Origin of the sequence: Brevibacterium sp. FME17 (assembly GCF_014897515.1) — a bacterium.
GTDB lineage: Bacteria > Actinomycetota > Actinomycetes > Actinomycetales > Brevibacteriaceae > Brevibacterium.
The window spans coordinates 77,438-94,648 of the sequence record NZ_JABUYD010000006.1 but is presented as its reverse complement, the minus strand read 5'-3'; the positions used below and the strand labels follow the sequence as shown (position 1 = coordinate 94,648).

The following is a 17,211-nucleotide window of genomic DNA, read 5'->3' as shown; positions in this document are numbered from 1 at the left end:
GGCGGACTTGACGACCCATCTGACCTGGAGTGATGTAAAAGCATGCGTTACTTGATTGTTACAAACAGCTCTTGAGGCATATAGGCATAGCCTTATCCGATTTGTTACACAATGCGGATTTTTGATGGTGAACGAGGTTGTCAGCTCTCCGGGGAGATGTGGCCGTGAGTCAGGGACTCTTCAGGAAGAGTTGTTCAAGAGCTGGCGCTCAGGAACCCGAGGATCTCAGGGTTGACCACCTCGGCGAACTCTTCGAAGAAACCGTGTCGACCGCCGGGACAGATGAGAATCCGGGAGCCCGATATGCGCTCATGCAGCAGGTGGGCGTTGTCGACGGGGTTCATGAGGTCAGCATCGCCATGGACGATGAGAGTTGGCGCAGCGATCTCCGGCAGACGGGCCCAGGCGTTGTGGTGAGCGCTGATGCGCAGATGTGCCGCAGATTCCTCGGCGGTCATCGTGTCATCGCCGAGCAATTTGCTGTACCTGGGAGCCACGGTCCAGTTCGGCGTGTAGAAGAGCGAGAACAGATACTGGGTGTGTTCGCGTCCGCGCAGCCGCGCCAAGGACTGCCCGACCTCGCGGGGCCGTTTGACGGACTTCGGACCTCCCAGCATTGTGCACCCCAGGACCAATGCGCTGATGAGGTCGGGGAAATCCAAGGCCAGCATCTGAGCGATGCGCCCACCCATCGACGTTCCATAGACAACAGCCTGGGTGATACCTAAATGAGCGAGAACCTCGGCAGCATCGGCGGCGAAGCTCGCCGTCGACAGTTCGCTCAGTTCGCCCCGGCTGCCGCCGGTGCCGCGGTAGTCGAATGTGACGGTGCGAAACTGGGGTTCAAAGTCCGAGCGCAGCTCGTCCCACCATTCGTGAGAGTTCGACTGCCCCTGGAGGAGGAGCAGGGCCGGAGCCTCGGGTGGGCCGCTGACCTGGATGGCGAGCGGGAATCCATCGCGAGTGGTGATCGTGAGCTGGTCCTTGGTCTCCACGTGGTGTTCCTCTCCACTGGTGCGCCGGCCTCAACGCCTAGGCTTGGGCCATGAAGCAATTGCCGTTCCTCAATGATGCCGCAGGTCCCCGATCGGTGCTCGACTCGTCCGCAGCGGCAACGACCCTGTCAGCGGCGACTCCGGCGGTCGCTGATCCACGGCGCCCGGCCATCATCGTTCCCGTCCAGGCAACGGCACCCGACGAGATCGCGCGACAGTGCAGCGCCATCGCCGATACCGGAGCCGTCGACGTCATCGAATGGCGCATCGATCCCGTGATCGCCGGTATCACGAAGTCGCGGGATCCGAAGCCCGGTGCAGCCGACCCCCAGGGCCTCGCCGAGGCGGTCTTGGGCTTTGCCCCACACGTGTCCGCTGCAGGGCTTCCGGTTCTTATCACGCTGCGAACAGGATACGAGGGCGGAAGCGCGGAGGTGAGCGAAGAAGACTATACGGAGATTCTCAGGGCGATCATTACTGGCCTGGCAGGAATCACTTCAGGAGCCGTATGGGCACTCGATGTAGAGATCGATCGCGGCGGTGCGGCAGAACTCATCGGTGCGGCTCACAACCACGGAATCTCAGTGGTCGCCTCACATCACAATTTCGCCGGAACGGACTCGGCAGGGGCATTGGCAACCACGTTCGCGGCGATGGCTGAGGCAGGGGCAGATGTCGCGAAGATTGCGATGATGCCCACCAGCAGTGCGGATGTCGCGGAGCTCCTGCGGTCGACTGCACTCGCGGAGGACGACTTGGAGATTCCAGTCCTCGGGATCTCGATGGGTCAGCTGGGCAGGGCCAGTCGGGTCATGGGTGCGGACTTCGGCAGCTGTGCAACATTTGCGCAGCTCGGGGAGTCGTCGGCACCCGGCCAGATCGCCGTGGCGGATCTGGCCGGGATGATCGACCGACTCTACGGCTGACGGGTCAGCGATTCTGCCCGATCAGCGTGGAGAGCGATCAGTGGTGCTGATCGCTCAACGATGTCGACAGATCAGTCGACGTCTTCTTCGATCTGCTTGCGGAACTTCTTGGGCAGAGCATCGTCGCCGAAGTTGTTGCGCACGGTGCTGGCGGCGATACGCTGCACGACGAGCTGGGCCACTGCAACGCCGACACCCGAAACGATCGTCCAGGCCAGAGCCTCGGACATCGAGATCTCGTCATCGACGGGGTTGTTCGGTGCGGGACGTTTGGTCGACTTCTCCCAAGCGAAGGTCAAGGTCTTGCGAGCCGCGAATGCTGCCACGATGGGCGCTCCGACGCCGATGACCTGCCATGCGAGCTTTCCCATGCTCGTGTCCTTTCGTTAGACGCTTTGCCTGCGACGATGATGCGTCGCGCAGATGTCGCTGGAGTGCGAATCCGTTCGTGACCACACTAGCGCAGGACACCGGCTCATACGCAGGAGGCGGAACTTCATACTTTTGAGGGATGTGCACCGCTTAGGCGACCGATAGATTGAAGCTTCAGCGTACGAGAGGAGCAGAAATGCTCAGCAAATGGAAAGTCCTGGTCATCACCGGGCTGTTCGTCTTCGGTGCGCTGAGTTTCATCCTGGGGCTCTTCCCCCTGCTCGCCGACATCTTCTGGATCCTGTGGTTCGCCGGCTGCGGTGCCTGCATCCTCGCACTGATTCTGACGGTGATCGTGCCGTCTCCTCGTTCTGCGGAGAATCGTCGGGCAGCGGGAACGTCTGTCTCAGGTCATCCTGCAGCGGGCCGCACCGCAACGGGCCCGGCCGACGGCATCAGCCGGCCTTGATCAGCGCCTGCAGCTGCGCGGTCAGCTCCTCATCGCGTGAGATCGGGTTTCCATCCAGCTGATTGAGTGACACGGCCGTGCGCATCGAGGACACATACCAAGCGCCGTCGGCTTCGATGACCTCGCTCAGGCTCAGGTCCGCGTATTCGGCACTGAAGCCGAGCTCTGCGGCGTGATCGAAGATCAGGCGCTGGGTCGTCCCCGACAGCAGACCTGCTTCCGGGAGCGGCGTGAGGAGAGTGTCGCCTCGGCGAATGATGAGGTTGGATGTCGGCCCCTCGAGGACGACTCCATCGTGAGAGACGAACAGAGCCTCATCGGCACCCTGCTCCGCCGCGTACCTGCCGGCGGCCTGGTTGACCGCGTAGGACAGAGTCTTGGCCCCGACGAGCAGCCAGGGTGCCTTGCTTCCGAGGTAGGCGTCGTAGCCGCGATCGAGGCTGACGGCCGAGATCCCCTGCGCTCGTGCGTGCGTGATCTTCTCATCGACGGGAACGTTGAACGCCCAGCCACGAGGGCTCTGGCTTCCGTCGGGATTCTGGGTGCCGCGTGACAGCGCATAGCGGACCCCGAACTCGGTGGTGGTCGGATCGGCGGCGTGCACCTCGGCGATCACGGTGTCGAGCCCGCGGTCCCACAGCTCCCGATCGGGATCGGGCAGGCCCAGCGCCGAGGCGGAGTCGCAGAATCGTGCGAAATGACGGTCACGTGACACAACGGTCATCCCGCCGCCGATGCGCACGAGAACGGTTTCGAAGATGCCGTCACCGCGATGGGCCGACAGATCCGTGACGGGCAGCTGCGGGGCACTGAGATCGGCCACCTCAACGGTGGACGCGGCGGGGTCGATGAGGACTAGAGCATCGGTCATACCGACAGTCTAGGTTCTTGGGAACCTGCGCCGAGCCTCGGCTGCACTCAGCCTGTGCTGACGCCGAACAGAAGGCCCAGGGCATAGGTCACGGCAGCTGCGCCGAATCCCACGCCGAGCTGCCTCAGCGCACGTGGGGCCGGAGCGGTTCCCGACAGCAGCCCGACGGTGCCGCCGGTGAAGAGCAGCGCGAGTCCGACGAGGCCTGCTGAGAGGAGCACGGCGGGCAGTCCGGTCATGCCGAAGATGTAGGGCAGGATCGGGATGAGCGCACCCGAGGAGAAGAAGCCGAAGCTCGACAGCGCCGCGCCCAACCCGGTGCCCAGTTCGTTGCGGTCGACGCCGGAGTCGATGCCGGGCAGCTGCGGCGCCTTTTCATTCTTCGCCGCCGCGATCGTCCTATGTGCTCGAGCATCGGCTGCGGGGGAGTCCATGCCCCTGGCACGGAAGACGAGAGCGAGCTCATTGGCATCGATGTTGAGATCGGCGAGTGCATGGCGCGACTCGGGATCCGGAGTCGAAGCATCGAGGAGCTCGCGCTGGGACCGCACGGAGATGTATTCCCCGGCGGCCATGGACAGTGCCCCGGCTAGCAGTCCGGACACACCGGTCAGCAAGATGACATGGTTGCCCACGCCCGCTGCCCCGACGCCGAGGACGAGAGCGAGGTTCGACACCAGGCCGTCGTTGGCGCCGAACACGGCGGCGCGGAAATTTCCTGACAGGCGGGCTCGGGAGCGGGCGGCGAGAGCGCGGACGACCTCGGCGTGGATGCGCTCATCGGCGGCCATCTCTGCCGATGCCGCTTCCTCGTCGTCGTAGGGTGAGCTCGTCTCCGACTGCTGTGCCAGCGCCAGAACGAAGACCGACCCGAACAGTCGGCCCAGGAATGCGAGGCTCAAAGTGACCAGATCGGGAGTCCGCTTCTTCTGTGCATGCTCGCCGAGGAGGTCGATCCAGTGCTCCTGATGCCGAGACTCGGCGGTGGCCAGAGCAAGCAGAATCTCCCGATCTTCACCGGAGCGACGCTCGGCCAGATTCCGGTAGACACGCTCCTCGAGTCGCTCGTTCGCCAGGTATCTCTGCCAGCGTCTGATTGTCCTGCGATCGTGCTCTTGGCGCGCATTGGGGACTGTTGATTCGTCGTTCATCACTGGTCAGATTCTACCGGAAGTAGACGTGAGAATTCAATACTTGCGCAAACGAGTAAGTGTTGGTTGTTATCAATTCGTTACCTCAAACGCTCAGAGCATGGACTAGATTAAAGCTCAATGTGAGTTGTGTCACCGTTTCGTTATAGATGTATGTATTTCGTTACCAATAGCGAAGACATTGCGAAACGTGAGAATCAAGCTTCCCCTTGAGTTCGACAGGTTGGCACCGGTGCAGCTGTCTACTTCTGACAGTGCCGGCGCCTCCCGTTCGCGCTCAGCTATTCGTGTGCTGCGATTACCCCGTGGGTGACGTCCGGTCGATGACCGGACGCGGTCAGAGATGCCCGCTCGCAGTTGTGTGCGAACAGCAGCCATGGTTCGTCTGGCACCTGAGGAGCGAAAGGAACTCTATGAAGTTGCGTACTAAAACCTGGTTGGCGGTCACCGCCGCCACCGGTCTGGCTCTCGGTGGATTCAGTCCGGCCCTGGCGGCCGGGAACGCGGGACCGAGTGAACACACCGATATGGGCGTCACCGGAGGCGCCGTAATGGATCATCTGCAGAAGATCTCCGACATCTCGACGTCGCATTCCGATGAGGGATTCCGCGCGTTGGGAACGCCCGGCTATGAGGAGGCCGTGGAGTACGTCGAGAAGACTCTCGAAGCGACCGGCAAGTTCGACGTCGAACGACAGGCCTTCGAGGTTGACGATCAGACTTTCGATGAGGTCGCTGTCAGCGTGGACGGCGAGAAGCTCGAAGTCACTCCGGCCAGCTACACAGAGGGTACCGAAGAACCGCTGACTGACCTGTCTGTGGCGCTGCCGGTCGACGAGGACTACAGCGACCTGGCCGGTGGTCAGCTCGGCTGCGCAGCCAGCGACTTCGACGACAGTGCGAAAGGTGCACTCGTCCTCGTGGCACGTGGCAGCTGCTCCTTCGGAGAGAAGACCCAGGCGGCCTCGGACGCCGGAGCCGCAGCGGTCATCCTCTACAACAACGACACCTCAGCACCCGATGAGGAGCTCAACGCCACCCTCGGTGAACGTGTTGAAAACGGTGCCCCCACCGTCGGTGTCAGCTACAACGTCGGCAACGACCTGCTGACCAAGATCGGGGACGCTGCCGAGGATGAGCCGCTGCTGGCGGACTTCACCCTCGAAACCGAATACACCACCTCGAAGACATGGAACGTCATCGCCGAGACCAAGGCCGGCGACCATGACAACGTCCAGATGTTCGGCGCCCACCTCGACGGCGTCAACGAGGGTCCGGGTGTCAACGACAACGGTTCCGGTACGGCCGCACTGCTGGCCAGCGCCGAGGCCCTGGCCGAGCAGCCGACCGAGAATGACAACGCCATCCGCTTCGGCTGGTGGGCTGCAGAAGAGGTCGGACTCGTCGGCTCGACCCATTACGTGGAGAGCCTGGATGAGTCAGAGCTCTCGAAGGTCAAGTCGTACATGAACTTCGACATGATCGGCTCCGACAACTTCATCGTCGGCACGCTGGATTCGGACGGCTCCGATGTGCCGATCCCCGATGACGTCACTGTGCCCGAGGGCTCGGCGGAGCTTGAGGAGATCTTCACCGACTACTTCGCCGACAACGATCAGCCCAACGTCGGAACGGACTTCTCGGGGCGTTCGGACTACCAAGCGTTCATCGACAACGGTATTCCCTCCAGTGGACTGTTCTCCGGAGCCGATGGCACCAAGACGGAGCAGGAAGCCGAATGGTTCGGCGGAACCGTTGGCGATAAGCACGACACCAACTACCACCAGTCCACGGACACGATCGAGAACGTGAACCAAGAGTCTCTCGACATCTTCGCGCCGGCCATCGGCTATTCGGTGCACACGCTGGCCTACGATCTCAGCGATGCCCCAGGCCCGAGCGACCCTCCGACTACGTCACCGACAGATCCTCCGACGGAGACTCCTACCGAGACGCCGACGGATGATCCGACGCGGGCCCCGGGTGAGCGGAGTCTGAGCATTGATCCTAAGACGATCGATCAGGGTGACTTCGTCGGTGAGAAGGGCGTCCAGGTGGCAGCCTCCGGCTGTACCCCAGACACCTCCGCCACGATGACGGTGGAGCCGCAGAACGGCAACATCGAGAAATTCGAGCAGGCCGCGACGGTAGATGCCGATTCCGTGGCCAAGTTCGGTGTCCGCGGTCTCGACGAGTCCAAGGCCGCAACCTATGTCGGCACCTACGACGTCACGGTCGACTGCGCAGGCGGTGACCCGCTGTCCGGTTCCTTCGAGGTCCTGGCCGCCGACAGCGACGGTCCGGGTGCCGGTGACGGCGGCGAAGAGCTGCCGCGCACAGGTAATGAGGCGCTGCCTCTGGTGATCTCGGCGGGAGCACTCATTGTGCTCGGCGTGATCATGACCATGGGAGCTCGCCGCCGCAAGGCCTGAGCATCCCCCGAATGCCACGCGGGCCGGTGACTGAAAAAGTTCACCGGCCCGCGTGCCCATTCACGGCCGTCAGCTTCAGGGCCTTCAGCGCTCGCCCATCTTGTTCAGGCAGAATTGCTGTGTGACTCCCAAACTCTTCTTCAAGACCTTCGCTATTGCAGAGACCATCACCTGGACACTGCTCATCATCGGCATGATCCTCAAATACACCCATATCACCGAGATCGGTGTGCGCATCGGCGGTGGCATCCACGGGTTTGTCTTCATCTGCTTCGTCATCGCCGTCATCGGCGTCGGCACCTCACAGATGTGGAGCAAGAAGCGTATCGCCACGGGCCTGGGCTCGGCCATCATTCCCTACCTCACGATTCCCTTCGAAGTCTCCGTGGCCAAGGCCGGAGCACTCGAGGGTGGCTGGGGGCTGGGCGCGAACGGACGCACCCCGCGCAACTGGTTCGAGAAACTCACCTCCTGGGCGATCCGCTCACCATTCCTGGCCATCGGCGCCGGAATCATCCTTGTCGTCATCGTCTTCAGCGGGCTGCTGTTCCTCGGCCCTCCCGGTGACTGGGGCAAGTGAACCTGAGAACCACCTCGGCGCTGGACGGCTCTGTGCAATAGTCGGGGCCTGCCCTAGGATGAGGACAACGGGCCCGATATCCACCTTTGGGCCGCCATGAACATCCTCGAATGCTGGAAGGCCCACTGATGGACCTACTTCTCGGCGCCGGTGGTATCGGCGTCCTCGTTCTCATCGTCATCATCGCAGCTATCGTCATGCTGCGGTCCTACAAAATCGCTTCCCCTTCGGAAGCACTGATCATCACCGGCAGAAATGCCAGCGGTTCCAGCGGCAGCGGCCGCATCGTCATCGGCGGTCGCGCGGTCGTGTACCCGGTCGTCCAGAAGGCGTTCTTCCTGTCGCTGTCCTCACGTCAGATCGCCGTCGCCATCGACGGCATCTCGATGAACGGCATTGCGCTGCGCCTGCATGGCGTCGCTCAGGTCAAGGTCGGCGGCACCGAGGAAGATGTGCGCAAGGCCGCGCAGCGTTTCCTCGACCAGCAGGACCAGATCGAGCCCTACAGCACGGAAATCCTCTCCGGCACCCTGCGCGCCGTCGTCGGCACGCTCACCGTTGAGCAGATCATTCAGGATCGTGCTTCCTTCGCCGCTCAGGTGCAGGAAGAGTCCGCGCACTCGATGAACAACCAGGGTCTGGTCATCGATACCTTCCAGATCTCCGCGGTCGAGGACGAAGGCAGCTACCTGCGCGACTGGGGCCGCCCCCAGGCCGCCGAGGTCGCCAAGAACGCCGCCATCGCCGAGGCGAACGCCAGTCGCGCATCGTCCGTCGAGGAAGCGCTGCAGAACGAATCGACCCAGAAGCAGCAGGCTCTGACCGATCAGGCCATCGCCGAACAGCAGCAACAGCTGGCTCTGCGCCGTGCGGCGCTGAAGGAAGAAGCCGATCAGCGGCAGGCGTCGGCCGACAACGCGGGTCCCTTGGCGAACGCGGCAGAGAAGCAGAAGCTGCTCGAACGTGACCGTGTGGTTGCGAAGGAAGCCGCAGAACTGCGCGCCGAACAGCTCGACGCTGAGGTCAGGCGCCCCGCAGACGCAGAACGTTACCGTCAGCAGGCAGAAGCCGATGCCCGCGCTTACGAGATCGAAGCTCAGGGTCGGGCCGAGGCTGCAGCCGAACTGCATCGTCGGTCCAAGGACGCAGAGGCCATCCGCCTCGAAGGTGAAGCCCAGGCCGATTCGATCAAGGCCCGCGGTGAGGCAGAAGCCGGGGCCCTCCAGGCTCAGGCAGAGGCTTACAAGAAGTTCAACGATGCGGCCGTGCTGTCGAAGGTCCTCGAGGTCCTGCCGACCATCGCCGGCGAACTCGTCGCACCGTATGCGAACATCAAGGATCTCTCGATCGTCTCAACCGACGGAGAGTCCAAACTGGCGAACTCCGTGTCGAACAACCTCGCACAGGTGCTCGAAGTCGTGCGCGGCACCACAGGCATCGACCTTGGCAACCTGGTCGACAAGGCCCAGAATCAGGGCGGATCGAAGACCGCCAGCGGGTGGGTCCACGATGACTCGACCACGTTCGATGAATCGGGCGATTCCAGCGGGGCTGGATTCGCAGGGTCTGAATCGGACGACTCTGGATCGGAGGCCTCTGCCGATGATGACCAGGTCGTCGAAGGCCAGGTTTCCGAGGCGAACGGTTCCGAAGGGAGCGGCTCCAAGGGCTCCAGGAATCACTCGGGCCGCGGAGGGTCGAAGCCTTCCGGACTGGGGGATCCCAGCGCCTGGTCGGGTGGGAACTTCGACCCGAAGGACTACCTCGACGAGAACGGTGAGCTCGACCTCAGCCACATCGGAGACGATGTGAAGAAGGCCACCGGAATCGATGTGCAGTCCTATATCGCCGATGCGCTGCGCCGGCGCGACGGCCATGATGGTGACTCCGACGGCTCCGGATCGAACGGTACTAAGGGCGGTCCAAAGGGGCCGAAGGGTGGTCCTGACAAGAAGTAGTCTGTGCTGTGATCGGCACTGACGGCAGCCTCGGGTGATCCGAGGCCTCTGTGCAGAATTGATGCGTGCGCGCTCGGCATTTGGTGCCGGGCACGTACGCATTCTGCGGTCTGAATGTCATGGTGAGATCGCGTGATGGTGCACCGATTCATAAAGACATGCGCATATGTTAATGTGATTGTGTAGGAGGTTCCCATGGCACATGACCACTCACACACTTCAGGTTCGCGTCGACGCTTGGCGATCGTCTTCGGCATCGTTTTGGTGATCTTCGTCTTCCAGGTGATCGGCTCGATCATGACCGGCAGCCTGGCGCTGCTGATCGACACCGGTCATAATTCCGTCGACCTCATCGGCATCGGGATCGCGCTCTTCGCAGCTACCTTGGTCCGTAAGCCGCCGAAGGGTCAGAAGACCTGGGGGTTCCGTCGGGCCGAGGTGCTTGCCGCCGGGGCACAGGCGACTCTGCTGCTCGGTCTTGGTGTCTACAGTCTTATCGAGGGTATCCGTCGCTTCTTCGTCCCGCCCGAGGTCCCCGGCCCCGAACTGATGATCTTCGGCGCCGTCGGTCTGGCCGGCAACATCGTGTCGATCATCATCCTCAGTTCCTCCAAAGAACAGTCTCTCAACCTCAAGGCTGCTTTCCTTGAGGTCATCGCCGATGCGCTGGGATCTGTCGCCGTCATTCTCGCCGCGGTCTCGATCTGGCTCTTCGACTGGACTCGCGCCGACGCGGTGGCTGCCCTCTTCATCGCTGCATTGATCGTGCCCAGGGCGTTCTCCATCCTGAAGGAGACCGGGTCGATCCTGCTCGAGGTCGCACCCAGGGAACTCGATCTCGACAAGGTCAAGATGCACATCGAGGGGGTCGATCACGTCCAAGAGGTTCACGACCTGCACGTGACTCGCATCGATTCCAACCTCCCGGTGCTCACCGCGCATGTGGTCCTCGCCGACGAATGCTTCTACGACGGTCATGCCCCACGAATCCTCGTCGCGCTGCAGGAGTGCTTGGCTGAGCACTTCGAGGTTGCGATCGAACATTCGACGTTCCAGTTCGACAGGGCGAAGGATGCGGCATTGGAGACCCACACCCACACCTGAGGCTGTCGGCCCCCGCCACAGCTGTCGCTCGATTTCGTGATCGGCGGCTGCCGGTTTCGGTGATCAACCGCCGCGAGACGCAACAGTCGGTAAGTTCTGGTCGATTCCAGCGCTGGGATCGACCAGAACTTACCGACTGTTGGGACCAGCCACGCTGCTCTGCCCGCGGGTCAGGCCTGCGGCTCTGCAGTCTCGCGAGTACTGCGGCTCTGCCCGCGTGAGGAGCTCAGCTCTGCGGCAGGATCTGCACCGGGTCGGTGCGGAACTTCTCGAGCCTCTCGGGGTTGATCGAGACGCCGAAGCCGACACCGGTGGGTACGTCGACCTTGCCATCGTGCATGATGATCTCTTCGGTGATGTCTTCGTGGAAGAAACGATTCGAGCCAGAGATGTCTCCGGGCAGGGTGAACCCGGGCAGCGAGGCGAGTGCGGCATTGGCGGCACGGCCCAAACCGGTCTCGACCATTCCTCCGTGCCACACCGCCACACCATGGGCGGCGCAGAGGTCGTGGATTTTCTTCGCTTCGATGAAGCCGCCCACTCGTCCGGGCTTGATGTTGATGACAGCGGCTGCACCCATGGAGATCGCATCGGCGGCGGCCTCGGCAGAGTCGATCGACTCGTCGAGGCACATCGGGGTCTCCATCAGCTTCGCGAGCTCACCGTGCTGGCGGATGTCGGCCTCTCCCAAGGGCTGTTCGATGAGGAGGAGGCCGTACTCGTCGAGCCTGCGCAGGTGGGAGGCATCGACCAGGGTGTAGGCGGCGTTGGCATCGACCTGGAAGCCGAAGTCATCGCCGAAGGCCTTGCGCACCGCGGCGATCGGGGCGATGTCCTTGCCCGGTTTGATCTTGAGTTTGATGCGGGCGTACCCCTCTTCCAGGTAGCCGCCGATGACCTTGACGGTCTCTTCGACGGAGTCCTGGATGCCCACGGAGACTCCGGAGGGGACGGAGTCGACGACGCCGCCCAGGTAGGTCTTGAAGGACTGGTCATTGAGCTTGAGTTGGGCCTCGATGACCGCCATCTCCAGCGCCGACTTCGCCATCGGATGGCCGATCACGTGACGCAGGTGCCAGGACACGGTCTCCGCTGTCAGATCGTCGACGCCAAAGAGGATCGGCGCCAGCCAGCGCTTCGTGACGTCGATGCCAGATGCCACGTATTCAGAGGAATAGAGGGGGGAGATCATCGCTACCGACTCTCCCCAGCCCGTGATCTCACCCTTGGGAGTGTCGAAGGTGGCCTCGACGAGGTAGCAGTCTTTCTCCGTCTCCCGCATGAACGAGGTCTCGAACGGAGTGACCAGAGGAATCGACACCTGGTGGAGAGTGATTGACTTGAGCTTCATGCGCCATGCACCTTCTTTGTGATTGGGGCTGATGATCCTGTCACCCAGCTTATAACCACTCGCAGAACCGCCTCGGCGGGCATCGGAGTCTGGGACAGAACGGCACACAGCGATGTGCGGCAGGTTGCGTTGCTCATCTCATGGCCGTGCTGCGTCTGGAGACAGCTGTGTCGACATTGATACTGTGAGTCAAAGATCGCGCTCAACGTAAGGGAGAGCCTCGTGAACGACTACCTGCGGTCACTCAAGGGCCGGAAGCAGAAGTGGTTCGGACTCAAACTGCCAGTCAAGACTGCCCTCGCGCAACCGTATCTCCACCCGATGTTGAGAACGGTGGCACCCCACATCAACGGCATCAAGATCGGCCGGCTGCCCGCACCGATCGGCCTCACCGAGGTGCGCGGGCGTGCCGGAGGCGCCGGCTTCTATCTCGTCGATCCCTTCCGCTGTGAGATCGCCAAGGAATTCTACTGGGGCAAGGGCCGCCGCACGGAGACCGAGGACGCCTTCGCGCTCGACCTCATGGTCGACTTGTCCCGCGACGCGGACGTGTTCCTCGACATCGGCGCCTATACAGGGGTGTTCACCATGGCCGTTCTGGCGGCGAACCCGGCGGCCGTCGCACACTCCTTCGAGATCATCCCCGCCGTCGTCACCGGCTTGGAGAAGAACGTCGCCCGCAACCACCTCGGCGATCGGGTGACTGTTCATCCGACGGGCGTCGGCAAGCCCGGCACCACCATGCAGGTGCCCACCGGTGACGGAGGATCGGCATTGCCATCGTTCTATGGGACCGGCATGGACTTCGACTCCGGTGCGCAGGTGCGCTTCACTTCGCTCGACGAGCTCCTGCCGGATCTGCCGCCCGGCCGTCCGCAGGTGACCGTGAAGATTGATGTGGAAGGTGCCGAGAACGACGTGCTCGACAACGGTCGGGAACTGTTGGGCACACTGCAGCCGGACATTCTGTGTGAGGTCCTCGACGATAGGGCACAGCCCGAACAGCTGATGCGCATCCTCGACCGCTTCGACTACCACTACTATCTCGTCGGCCCCGATCACCTCAGCGCCAAAGACGAGATCGTGCCCGACCCGCATCTCCGTGACTGGCTCTTCACCACGAAGAACCCAGAGGACATGCGGGTCGCAGGCTACCCGGTCAAGTGAGCGGCTGCTCTCAGCTCTGCAGCTGATCGGCGATGAGGGCCGCGAGCAGAGCTGTGCGCGGGGCGATCTCATCGATGACCGCGTGCTCGTGTTCGGCATGTGCCCCATCACCCACGGCACCCAGGCCGTCAAGTGTCGCAATGCCGTCACCGGCGGTGAAGTTTCCGTCCGAGGCACCGCCCACGGAGACACCTTCTGGTGCAGGCAGGCCGAGTTCAGCGGCCAGGGCGGTGGCACGTTCAAAGAGTGCGGCTGATTGCTCACGTTCGAACGGGGGACGGTTGATTCCGCCGATGACCTCGATCGATGAACCTTCCAGCTGAGGGCGGGTGGCGAGCTCACGCATGGCGGCATCGACACGGTCGAGCTCGGCGGCGGTGCGTGCACGCACATCCACATCGACGCGTGCCTCGGCGGGAACCGTGTTCGAGGTGGTGCCCGCGCTGATCACGGTCGGGACCACCGAGGTGCCGGCCGAAGCGTCGGCAAGATCGGCGACGAGAGGCAGGTGAAGGGCCAGGGCCATACCGGCGTTGATCCCCTTCTCCGGTTCGAGCCCGGCGTGGGAGGCCTTGCCTGTGAAGACGAGGGTGTAATTGCTCGTGCCCTTGCGCTCGACCTTGAGCGCACCGCCGGCGCTCGCCTCCATCACATACACGGCCTTCGCCTCGGCCGACTCGGCGCGAATGAGATCCGAGGACGAGATCGACCCGATCTCCTCATCACCGGTGACCAGGATCGACAGACCACTGAGGCCACCCTCGCCGAGGTGCTCGCGCAGGATCGCGCTCGCGTGGATGCTCATAATCGCCCCGGTGAGCATGTCGAAGCTGCCCGGTCCGCGCAGGATACCGTCGTCGGTGGAGAAGGGAATGCGGTCCAAGGTTCCGTGCGGCCACACCGTGTCCTGGTGGTTGAGAAGGACCACACGAGCCGGGCCCGAACCGAAGCGCAGGCGCACATGGGCGGTGTCCTCGATGGTGATGACCTCCGCGGTGGCCTCGAGACGCTCACGCAGCAGTTCGACGAAATCCTGGGCACCGGCGGCCACAGCTTCTTTGTCGTGCGACGGCGTCTCCTTCGTGATGACGCGTTTGATGTCATCGAGGATGAGGGGAAGGCGGTCGGCGGCTTTCGCAACGAGGTCAGCGGACTGGAGTTCTGAGGACAGAGAGGTGGTCATGCGCCGATTCTACGATGGGGTCTGCAAGACCGGTTGCGGCGTCCGCATCATGTTCGGAATTCGGCAAGCGCAAACACTAAGTCTGTGGTTTGCTTGACCCATGGGTGAGCAAGTCAGTTCCAAGCGGTACACGCCGGAAGAACGCACGCTGTATCGAGAGAAACTCGCGGAGAACCTCGAGCTCTTCGACACGTATCTGCGCCACGCGGAGTTCAAATCCGCGGGCACGATCGGTCTGGAGCTCGAACTCAATCTCATCGACTCGGACAATCAGCCGAGCCTGAACAACACGAAGGTTCTCGAACGCCTCGACGACGAGTACCAATCGGAGATCGGCGGCTTCAACCTCGAACTCAACCACCCTGTGCTCCAGGTGGCCGGACGTGGGCTGAAGACTTTGGAAGCGGGAGTGGCCCACCGGCTCGGCAAGGCTCAGAAGGCCGCCGAGGCGGAAGGTCTGAAGGTCACGTCGATCGGAACGCTGCCGACCCTGAGCACCCAATTCCTCACCGAAGAAACGTGGATCACCGAGGAGAACCGCTACGAGGCGCTGAGCAACTCGATCGTCGATGCTCGCGGTGAGTATGTGCGCATCGAACTCGACGGCGAAGAGAAATACAAACACGAATTCTCCGACATCGCCCCGGAAGCCTCCTGCACATCGATGCAGCTGCACCTGCAGGTCGCACCCAACAAGTTCGCCGAGGCGTGGAACGCGTCCCAGGCGATCGCTGCAGCCCAGGTCGCGATGAGTGCGAACTCCCCGTTGTTCGTCGGCCGCAAACTCTGGCACGAATCCCGGATTCCGGTGTTCACCCAGTCCATCGATACGCGCACCCCCGAGCTCGTGAATCAGGGAGTTCGGCCACGGGTGTGGTTCGGGGAACGCTGGATCACGAGCGTCTTCGACCTCTTCGAAGAGAACGTCCGCTACTTCCCACCCCTGCTGCCGGAGATCAAGGACTTCGTCGAGTTCTCCCAAGCCGATGCTCCGAAGCTCTACGAACTCAACCTGCACAACGGCACCGTGTGGCGCTGGAACCGACCGATCTACGACTCCTCTGACTCCGGGGCCCACATCCGTGTGGAGAACCGGCTGCTCCCAGCCGGGCCGACCCCCGTCGACATGGTTGCCGATGCCGCTTTCTACTACGGCCTGGCCGAGTTCCTCGTCGGAGAGAACCGTCCCGTGTGGTCGCGAATGTCCTTCCGTGAGGCGGAGGAGAACTTCTTCGCCTGTGCCAAGGACGGCATCCATGCCCGCGTGACGTGGCCCAAGATCGGCCACATCGACGTCGCGGACCTTGTGCTCGACGTCCTCATCCCGCAAGCTCGCAGAGGCCTGAGCCGTCTGGGCATCGACAAAGACGTCATCGACGAGTACATGTCGATCATCGAAGGTCGGGCCGAACTGCGTGCCAACGGCGCGACTTGGCAGCTGAGGATGCTCGACCATCTGGCACCGAACAGCGCCCCGGACTCACTGGAGCGCCGAGAGGGACTCAAGGCGATGATGGACGCCTATGTGAAGAACCAGGCCTCAGGCGAGCCCGTCCACACCTGGGACGTGCCCGTCTGAGGCAAGCAGGGACTCGCCACGCTCAGCAGCGGTGGTGCGGGCCTGAACTGGTGCCGAGCTGTGTTGAATCAGAGGCGTTCGACTTCGACGAAGACGATGTCGTCGGTCCCGTCTGGATTTGAGACCTCATGTTCGGATCCTGCCGCGCGTGTATAGCTGACTCCCGCCTCGAGATCGGCGACCATCGACGTTCCATCCGAGTTCCGCACGTGCATCGCATCGGTGACCATCGGAATCACGACGTACTCATACTCATGTCTGTGCATGGGGATGACCCCATTGGGCTGGATGGTCCACCTGGTCACGCGGAAGACTCCGTTGTCGAGCTGGACCTCACCTGTTGAACCGGTGTTCTCATCGCTCATGATTGACACTCCTTCTCATCGTCATCGATAGTCTGCTCCACACCCTATCCCTGAGCACAGTGGCACCCCAGCCCGGTCCGTGGCCCGCAGCACATAAGTCAGGCTTCGAGGGTTAGCATGAGCAGTATGCGCTACCCCTACGCTGACATCGACGATGTCGAAGACGATATCCGCGACACCATTCTGGCCGTCTCAGAGAAGTCGGGCTTCGTGCCCAATGTCTTCCTGTCCCTGGCCCGGCGACCCGCCGAATTCCGTGCCTTCTTCGCCTACTACGACGCACTGATGGAGAAGGACACCGGGAACCTGACCAAGGGCGACCGGGAGATGATCGTCACGGCCACCTCGGCGGTGAACAACTGCCTCTACTGTGTCGTCGCGCACGGAGCCGTGCTGCGGATCATGGAGAAGAAACTGCATGTGGCAGACCAGGTGGCCGTCAACTACCGGCAGGCCGACATCACCGACCGCCAGATGGCGATGCTCGACTTCGCGATGAAGGTCTGCAAGGAACCCTGGACCGTCGGTGACGCTGATTTCACCGCCCTGGCCGAGCACGGATTCGATGACGAGGACGCCTGGGACATCGGCGCAATCACCGGCTTCTTCGGCCTCTCGAACCGCATGGCGCACATCGGGGGAATGATGCCCAACCCCGAGTTCTACCTCATGGGCCGCGTCCCCCGTGAGAGGAAGTGACCGATGACC

At 62.6% G+C, this 17,211-nt stretch carries 16 protein-coding genes; 9 read left to right on the top strand and 7 right to left on the bottom strand.

Features of this window, described 5'->3' with window-relative positions:
- Positions 1-194: 194 nt before the first annotated feature.
- Positions 195-995 carry an alpha/beta fold hydrolase gene (locus INT40_RS07830; RefSeq protein WP_101571558.1) on the bottom strand — a complete coding sequence of 267 codons (801 nt, stop codon included), beginning with the start codon at positions 993-995 and terminating at the stop codon, positions 195-197.
- A gap of 50 nt (positions 996-1,045) precedes the next feature.
- On the opposite strand from INT40_RS07830, the gene aroD reads away from it, so the two are divergent.
- Positions 1,046-1,921 carry a type I 3-dehydroquinate dehydratase gene (gene aroD / locus INT40_RS07825; protein ID WP_226830943.1) on the top strand — a complete coding sequence of 292 codons (876 nt, stop codon included), beginning with the start codon at positions 1,046-1,048 and terminating at the stop codon, positions 1,919-1,921.
- A 71-nt stretch (positions 1,922-1,992) separates the two neighbouring features.
- Here aroD and INT40_RS07820 read toward each other — a convergent pair whose 3' ends face one another.
- Entirely contained in the window at positions 1,993-2,292 is a 300-nt protein-coding gene (locus INT40_RS07820) for a DUF4235 domain-containing protein (protein ID WP_193095866.1), read from the bottom strand.
- 197 nt (positions 2,293-2,489) lie between these two features.
- Here INT40_RS07820 and INT40_RS07815 point away from each other — a divergent pair, with 197 nt between their 5' ends.
- The gene (locus tag INT40_RS07815) at positions 2,490-2,762 is read left to right on the top strand and encodes a hypothetical protein (protein ID WP_101571552.1); all 273 of its coding nucleotides are present in this window, start codon (positions 2,490-2,492) and stop codon (positions 2,760-2,762) included.
- Here INT40_RS07815 and INT40_RS07810 read toward each other — a convergent pair.
- Both INT40_RS07810 and INT40_RS07805 read right to left on the bottom strand, forming a co-directional pair.
- On the bottom strand, positions 2,749-3,633 hold the full coding sequence (locus INT40_RS07810; RefSeq protein WP_193095865.1) for an aminotransferase class IV: 885 nt from the start codon (positions 3,631-3,633) through the stop codon (positions 2,749-2,751). The two genes, INT40_RS07815 and INT40_RS07810, sit on opposite strands and share 14 nt — an antisense overlap.
- 47 nt (positions 3,634-3,680) lie before the next feature.
- Positions 3,681-4,784, bottom strand: coding sequence for a VIT1/CCC1 transporter family protein (locus INT40_RS07805; RefSeq protein WP_193095864.1), 1,104 nt, complete (start codon positions 4,782-4,784; stop codon positions 3,681-3,683).
- Positions 4,785-5,197: 413 nt separating this feature from the next.
- On the opposite strand from INT40_RS07805, the gene INT40_RS07800 reads away from it, so the two are divergent.
- The 4 genes from INT40_RS07800 (at position 5,198) to INT40_RS07785 (ending at position 10,858) form a co-directional block, all read left to right on the top strand.
- Positions 5,198-7,216 (top strand): M28 family peptidase, encoded by a 2,019-nt coding sequence (locus INT40_RS07800; protein WP_193095863.1) that lies wholly within the window; start codon positions 5,198-5,200, stop codon positions 7,214-7,216.
- A gap of 121 nt (positions 7,217-7,337) precedes the next feature.
- Positions 7,338-7,796 (top strand): DUF3817 domain-containing protein, encoded by a 459-nt coding sequence (locus tag INT40_RS07795; protein ID WP_101571545.1) that lies wholly within the window; start codon positions 7,338-7,340, stop codon positions 7,794-7,796.
- A 128-nt stretch (positions 7,797-7,924) separates the two neighbouring features.
- Entirely contained in the window at positions 7,925-9,754 is a 1,830-nt protein-coding gene (locus INT40_RS07790; protein WP_193071558.1) for a flotillin family protein, read from the top strand.
- Positions 9,755-9,949: 195 nt separating this feature from the next.
- Complete coding sequence (locus tag INT40_RS07785; RefSeq protein WP_101571543.1) at positions 9,950-10,858, top strand: cation diffusion facilitator family transporter; 909 nt, start codon at positions 9,950-9,952, stop codon at positions 10,856-10,858.
- A gap of 226 nt (positions 10,859-11,084) precedes the next feature.
- Here the strand turns inward: INT40_RS07785 and menC are convergent, their stop codons facing one another.
- Positions 11,085-12,209 carry an o-succinylbenzoate synthase gene (menC, locus tag INT40_RS07780; RefSeq protein ID WP_193095862.1) on the bottom strand — a complete coding sequence of 375 codons (1,125 nt, stop codon included), beginning with the start codon at positions 12,207-12,209 and terminating at the stop codon, positions 11,085-11,087.
- A gap of 222 nt (positions 12,210-12,431) precedes the next feature.
- Here menC and INT40_RS07775 point away from each other — a divergent pair, with 222 nt between their 5' ends.
- On the top strand, positions 12,432-13,376 hold the full coding sequence (locus INT40_RS07775; protein ID WP_193071556.1) for an FkbM family methyltransferase: 945 nt from the start codon (positions 12,432-12,434) through the stop codon (positions 13,374-13,376).
- 10 nt (positions 13,377-13,386) lie between these two features.
- On the opposite strand, the gene INT40_RS07770 is transcribed toward INT40_RS07775, so the two are convergent.
- Positions 13,387-14,559, bottom strand: a complete 1,173-nt coding sequence (locus INT40_RS07770) for a M20 family metallopeptidase (protein WP_193095861.1) — start codon at positions 14,557-14,559, stop codon at positions 13,387-13,389.
- A 100-nt stretch (positions 14,560-14,659) separates the two neighbouring features.
- On the opposite strand from INT40_RS07770, the gene INT40_RS07765 reads away from it, so the two are divergent.
- On the top strand, positions 14,660-16,138 hold the full coding sequence (locus INT40_RS07765) for a glutamate-cysteine ligase family protein (RefSeq protein ID WP_193095860.1): 1,479 nt from the start codon (positions 14,660-14,662) through the stop codon (positions 16,136-16,138).
- Positions 16,139-16,206: 68 nt separating this feature from the next.
- Here the strand turns inward: INT40_RS07765 and INT40_RS07760 are convergent, their stop codons facing one another.
- On the bottom strand, positions 16,207-16,503 hold the full coding sequence (locus tag INT40_RS07760; RefSeq protein ID WP_193095859.1) for a cupin: 297 nt from the start codon (positions 16,501-16,503) through the stop codon (positions 16,207-16,209).
- 126 nt (positions 16,504-16,629) lie between these two features.
- Between INT40_RS07760 and INT40_RS07755 the strand changes: the two genes are divergently transcribed.
- Positions 16,630-17,202, top strand: a complete 573-nt coding sequence (locus INT40_RS07755; RefSeq protein WP_226830942.1) for a peroxidase-related enzyme — start codon at positions 16,630-16,632, stop codon at positions 17,200-17,202.
- Positions 17,203-17,211 lie beyond the last annotated feature (9 nt).

Coding starts and splice junctions, on each gene's coding strand:
- aroD (WP_226830943.1), top strand. CDS start 1,046: ATGAAGCAATTGCCGTTCCTCAATGATGCCGCAGGTCCCCGATCGGTG.
- INT40_RS07820 (WP_193095866.1), bottom strand. CDS start 2,292: ATGGGAAAGCTCGCATGGCAGGTCATCGGCGTCGGAGCGCCCATCGTG.
- INT40_RS07815 (WP_101571552.1), top strand. CDS start 2,490: ATGCTCAGCAAATGGAAAGTCCTGGTCATCACCGGGCTGTTCGTCTTC.
- INT40_RS07810 (WP_193095865.1), bottom strand. CDS start 3,633: ATGACCGATGCTCTAGTCCTCATCGACCCCGCCGCGTCCACCGTTGAG.
- INT40_RS07805 (WP_193095864.1), bottom strand. CDS start 4,784: ATGAACGACGAATCAACAGTCCCCAATGCGCGCCAAGAGCACGATCGC.
- INT40_RS07800 (WP_193095863.1), top strand. CDS start 5,198: ATGAAGTTGCGTACTAAAACCTGGTTGGCGGTCACCGCCGCCACCGGT.
- INT40_RS07790 (WP_193071558.1), top strand. CDS start 7,925: ATGGACCTACTTCTCGGCGCCGGTGGTATCGGCGTCCTCGTTCTCATC.
- INT40_RS07785 (WP_101571543.1), top strand. CDS start 9,950: ATGGCACATGACCACTCACACACTTCAGGTTCGCGTCGACGCTTGGCG.
- menC (WP_193095862.1), bottom strand. CDS start 12,209: ATGAAGCTCAAGTCAATCACTCTCCACCAGGTGTCGATTCCTCTGGTC.
- INT40_RS07770 (WP_193095861.1), bottom strand. CDS start 14,559: ATGACCACCTCTCTGTCCTCAGAACTCCAGTCCGCTGACCTCGTTGCG.
- INT40_RS07765 (WP_193095860.1), top strand. CDS start 14,660: ATGGGTGAGCAAGTCAGTTCCAAGCGGTACACGCCGGAAGAACGCACG.
- INT40_RS07760 (WP_193095859.1), bottom strand. CDS start 16,503: ATGAGCGATGAGAACACCGGTTCAACAGGTGAGGTCCAGCTCGACAAC.
- INT40_RS07755 (WP_226830942.1), top strand. CDS start 16,630: ATGCGCTACCCCTACGCTGACATCGACGATGTCGAAGACGATATCCGC.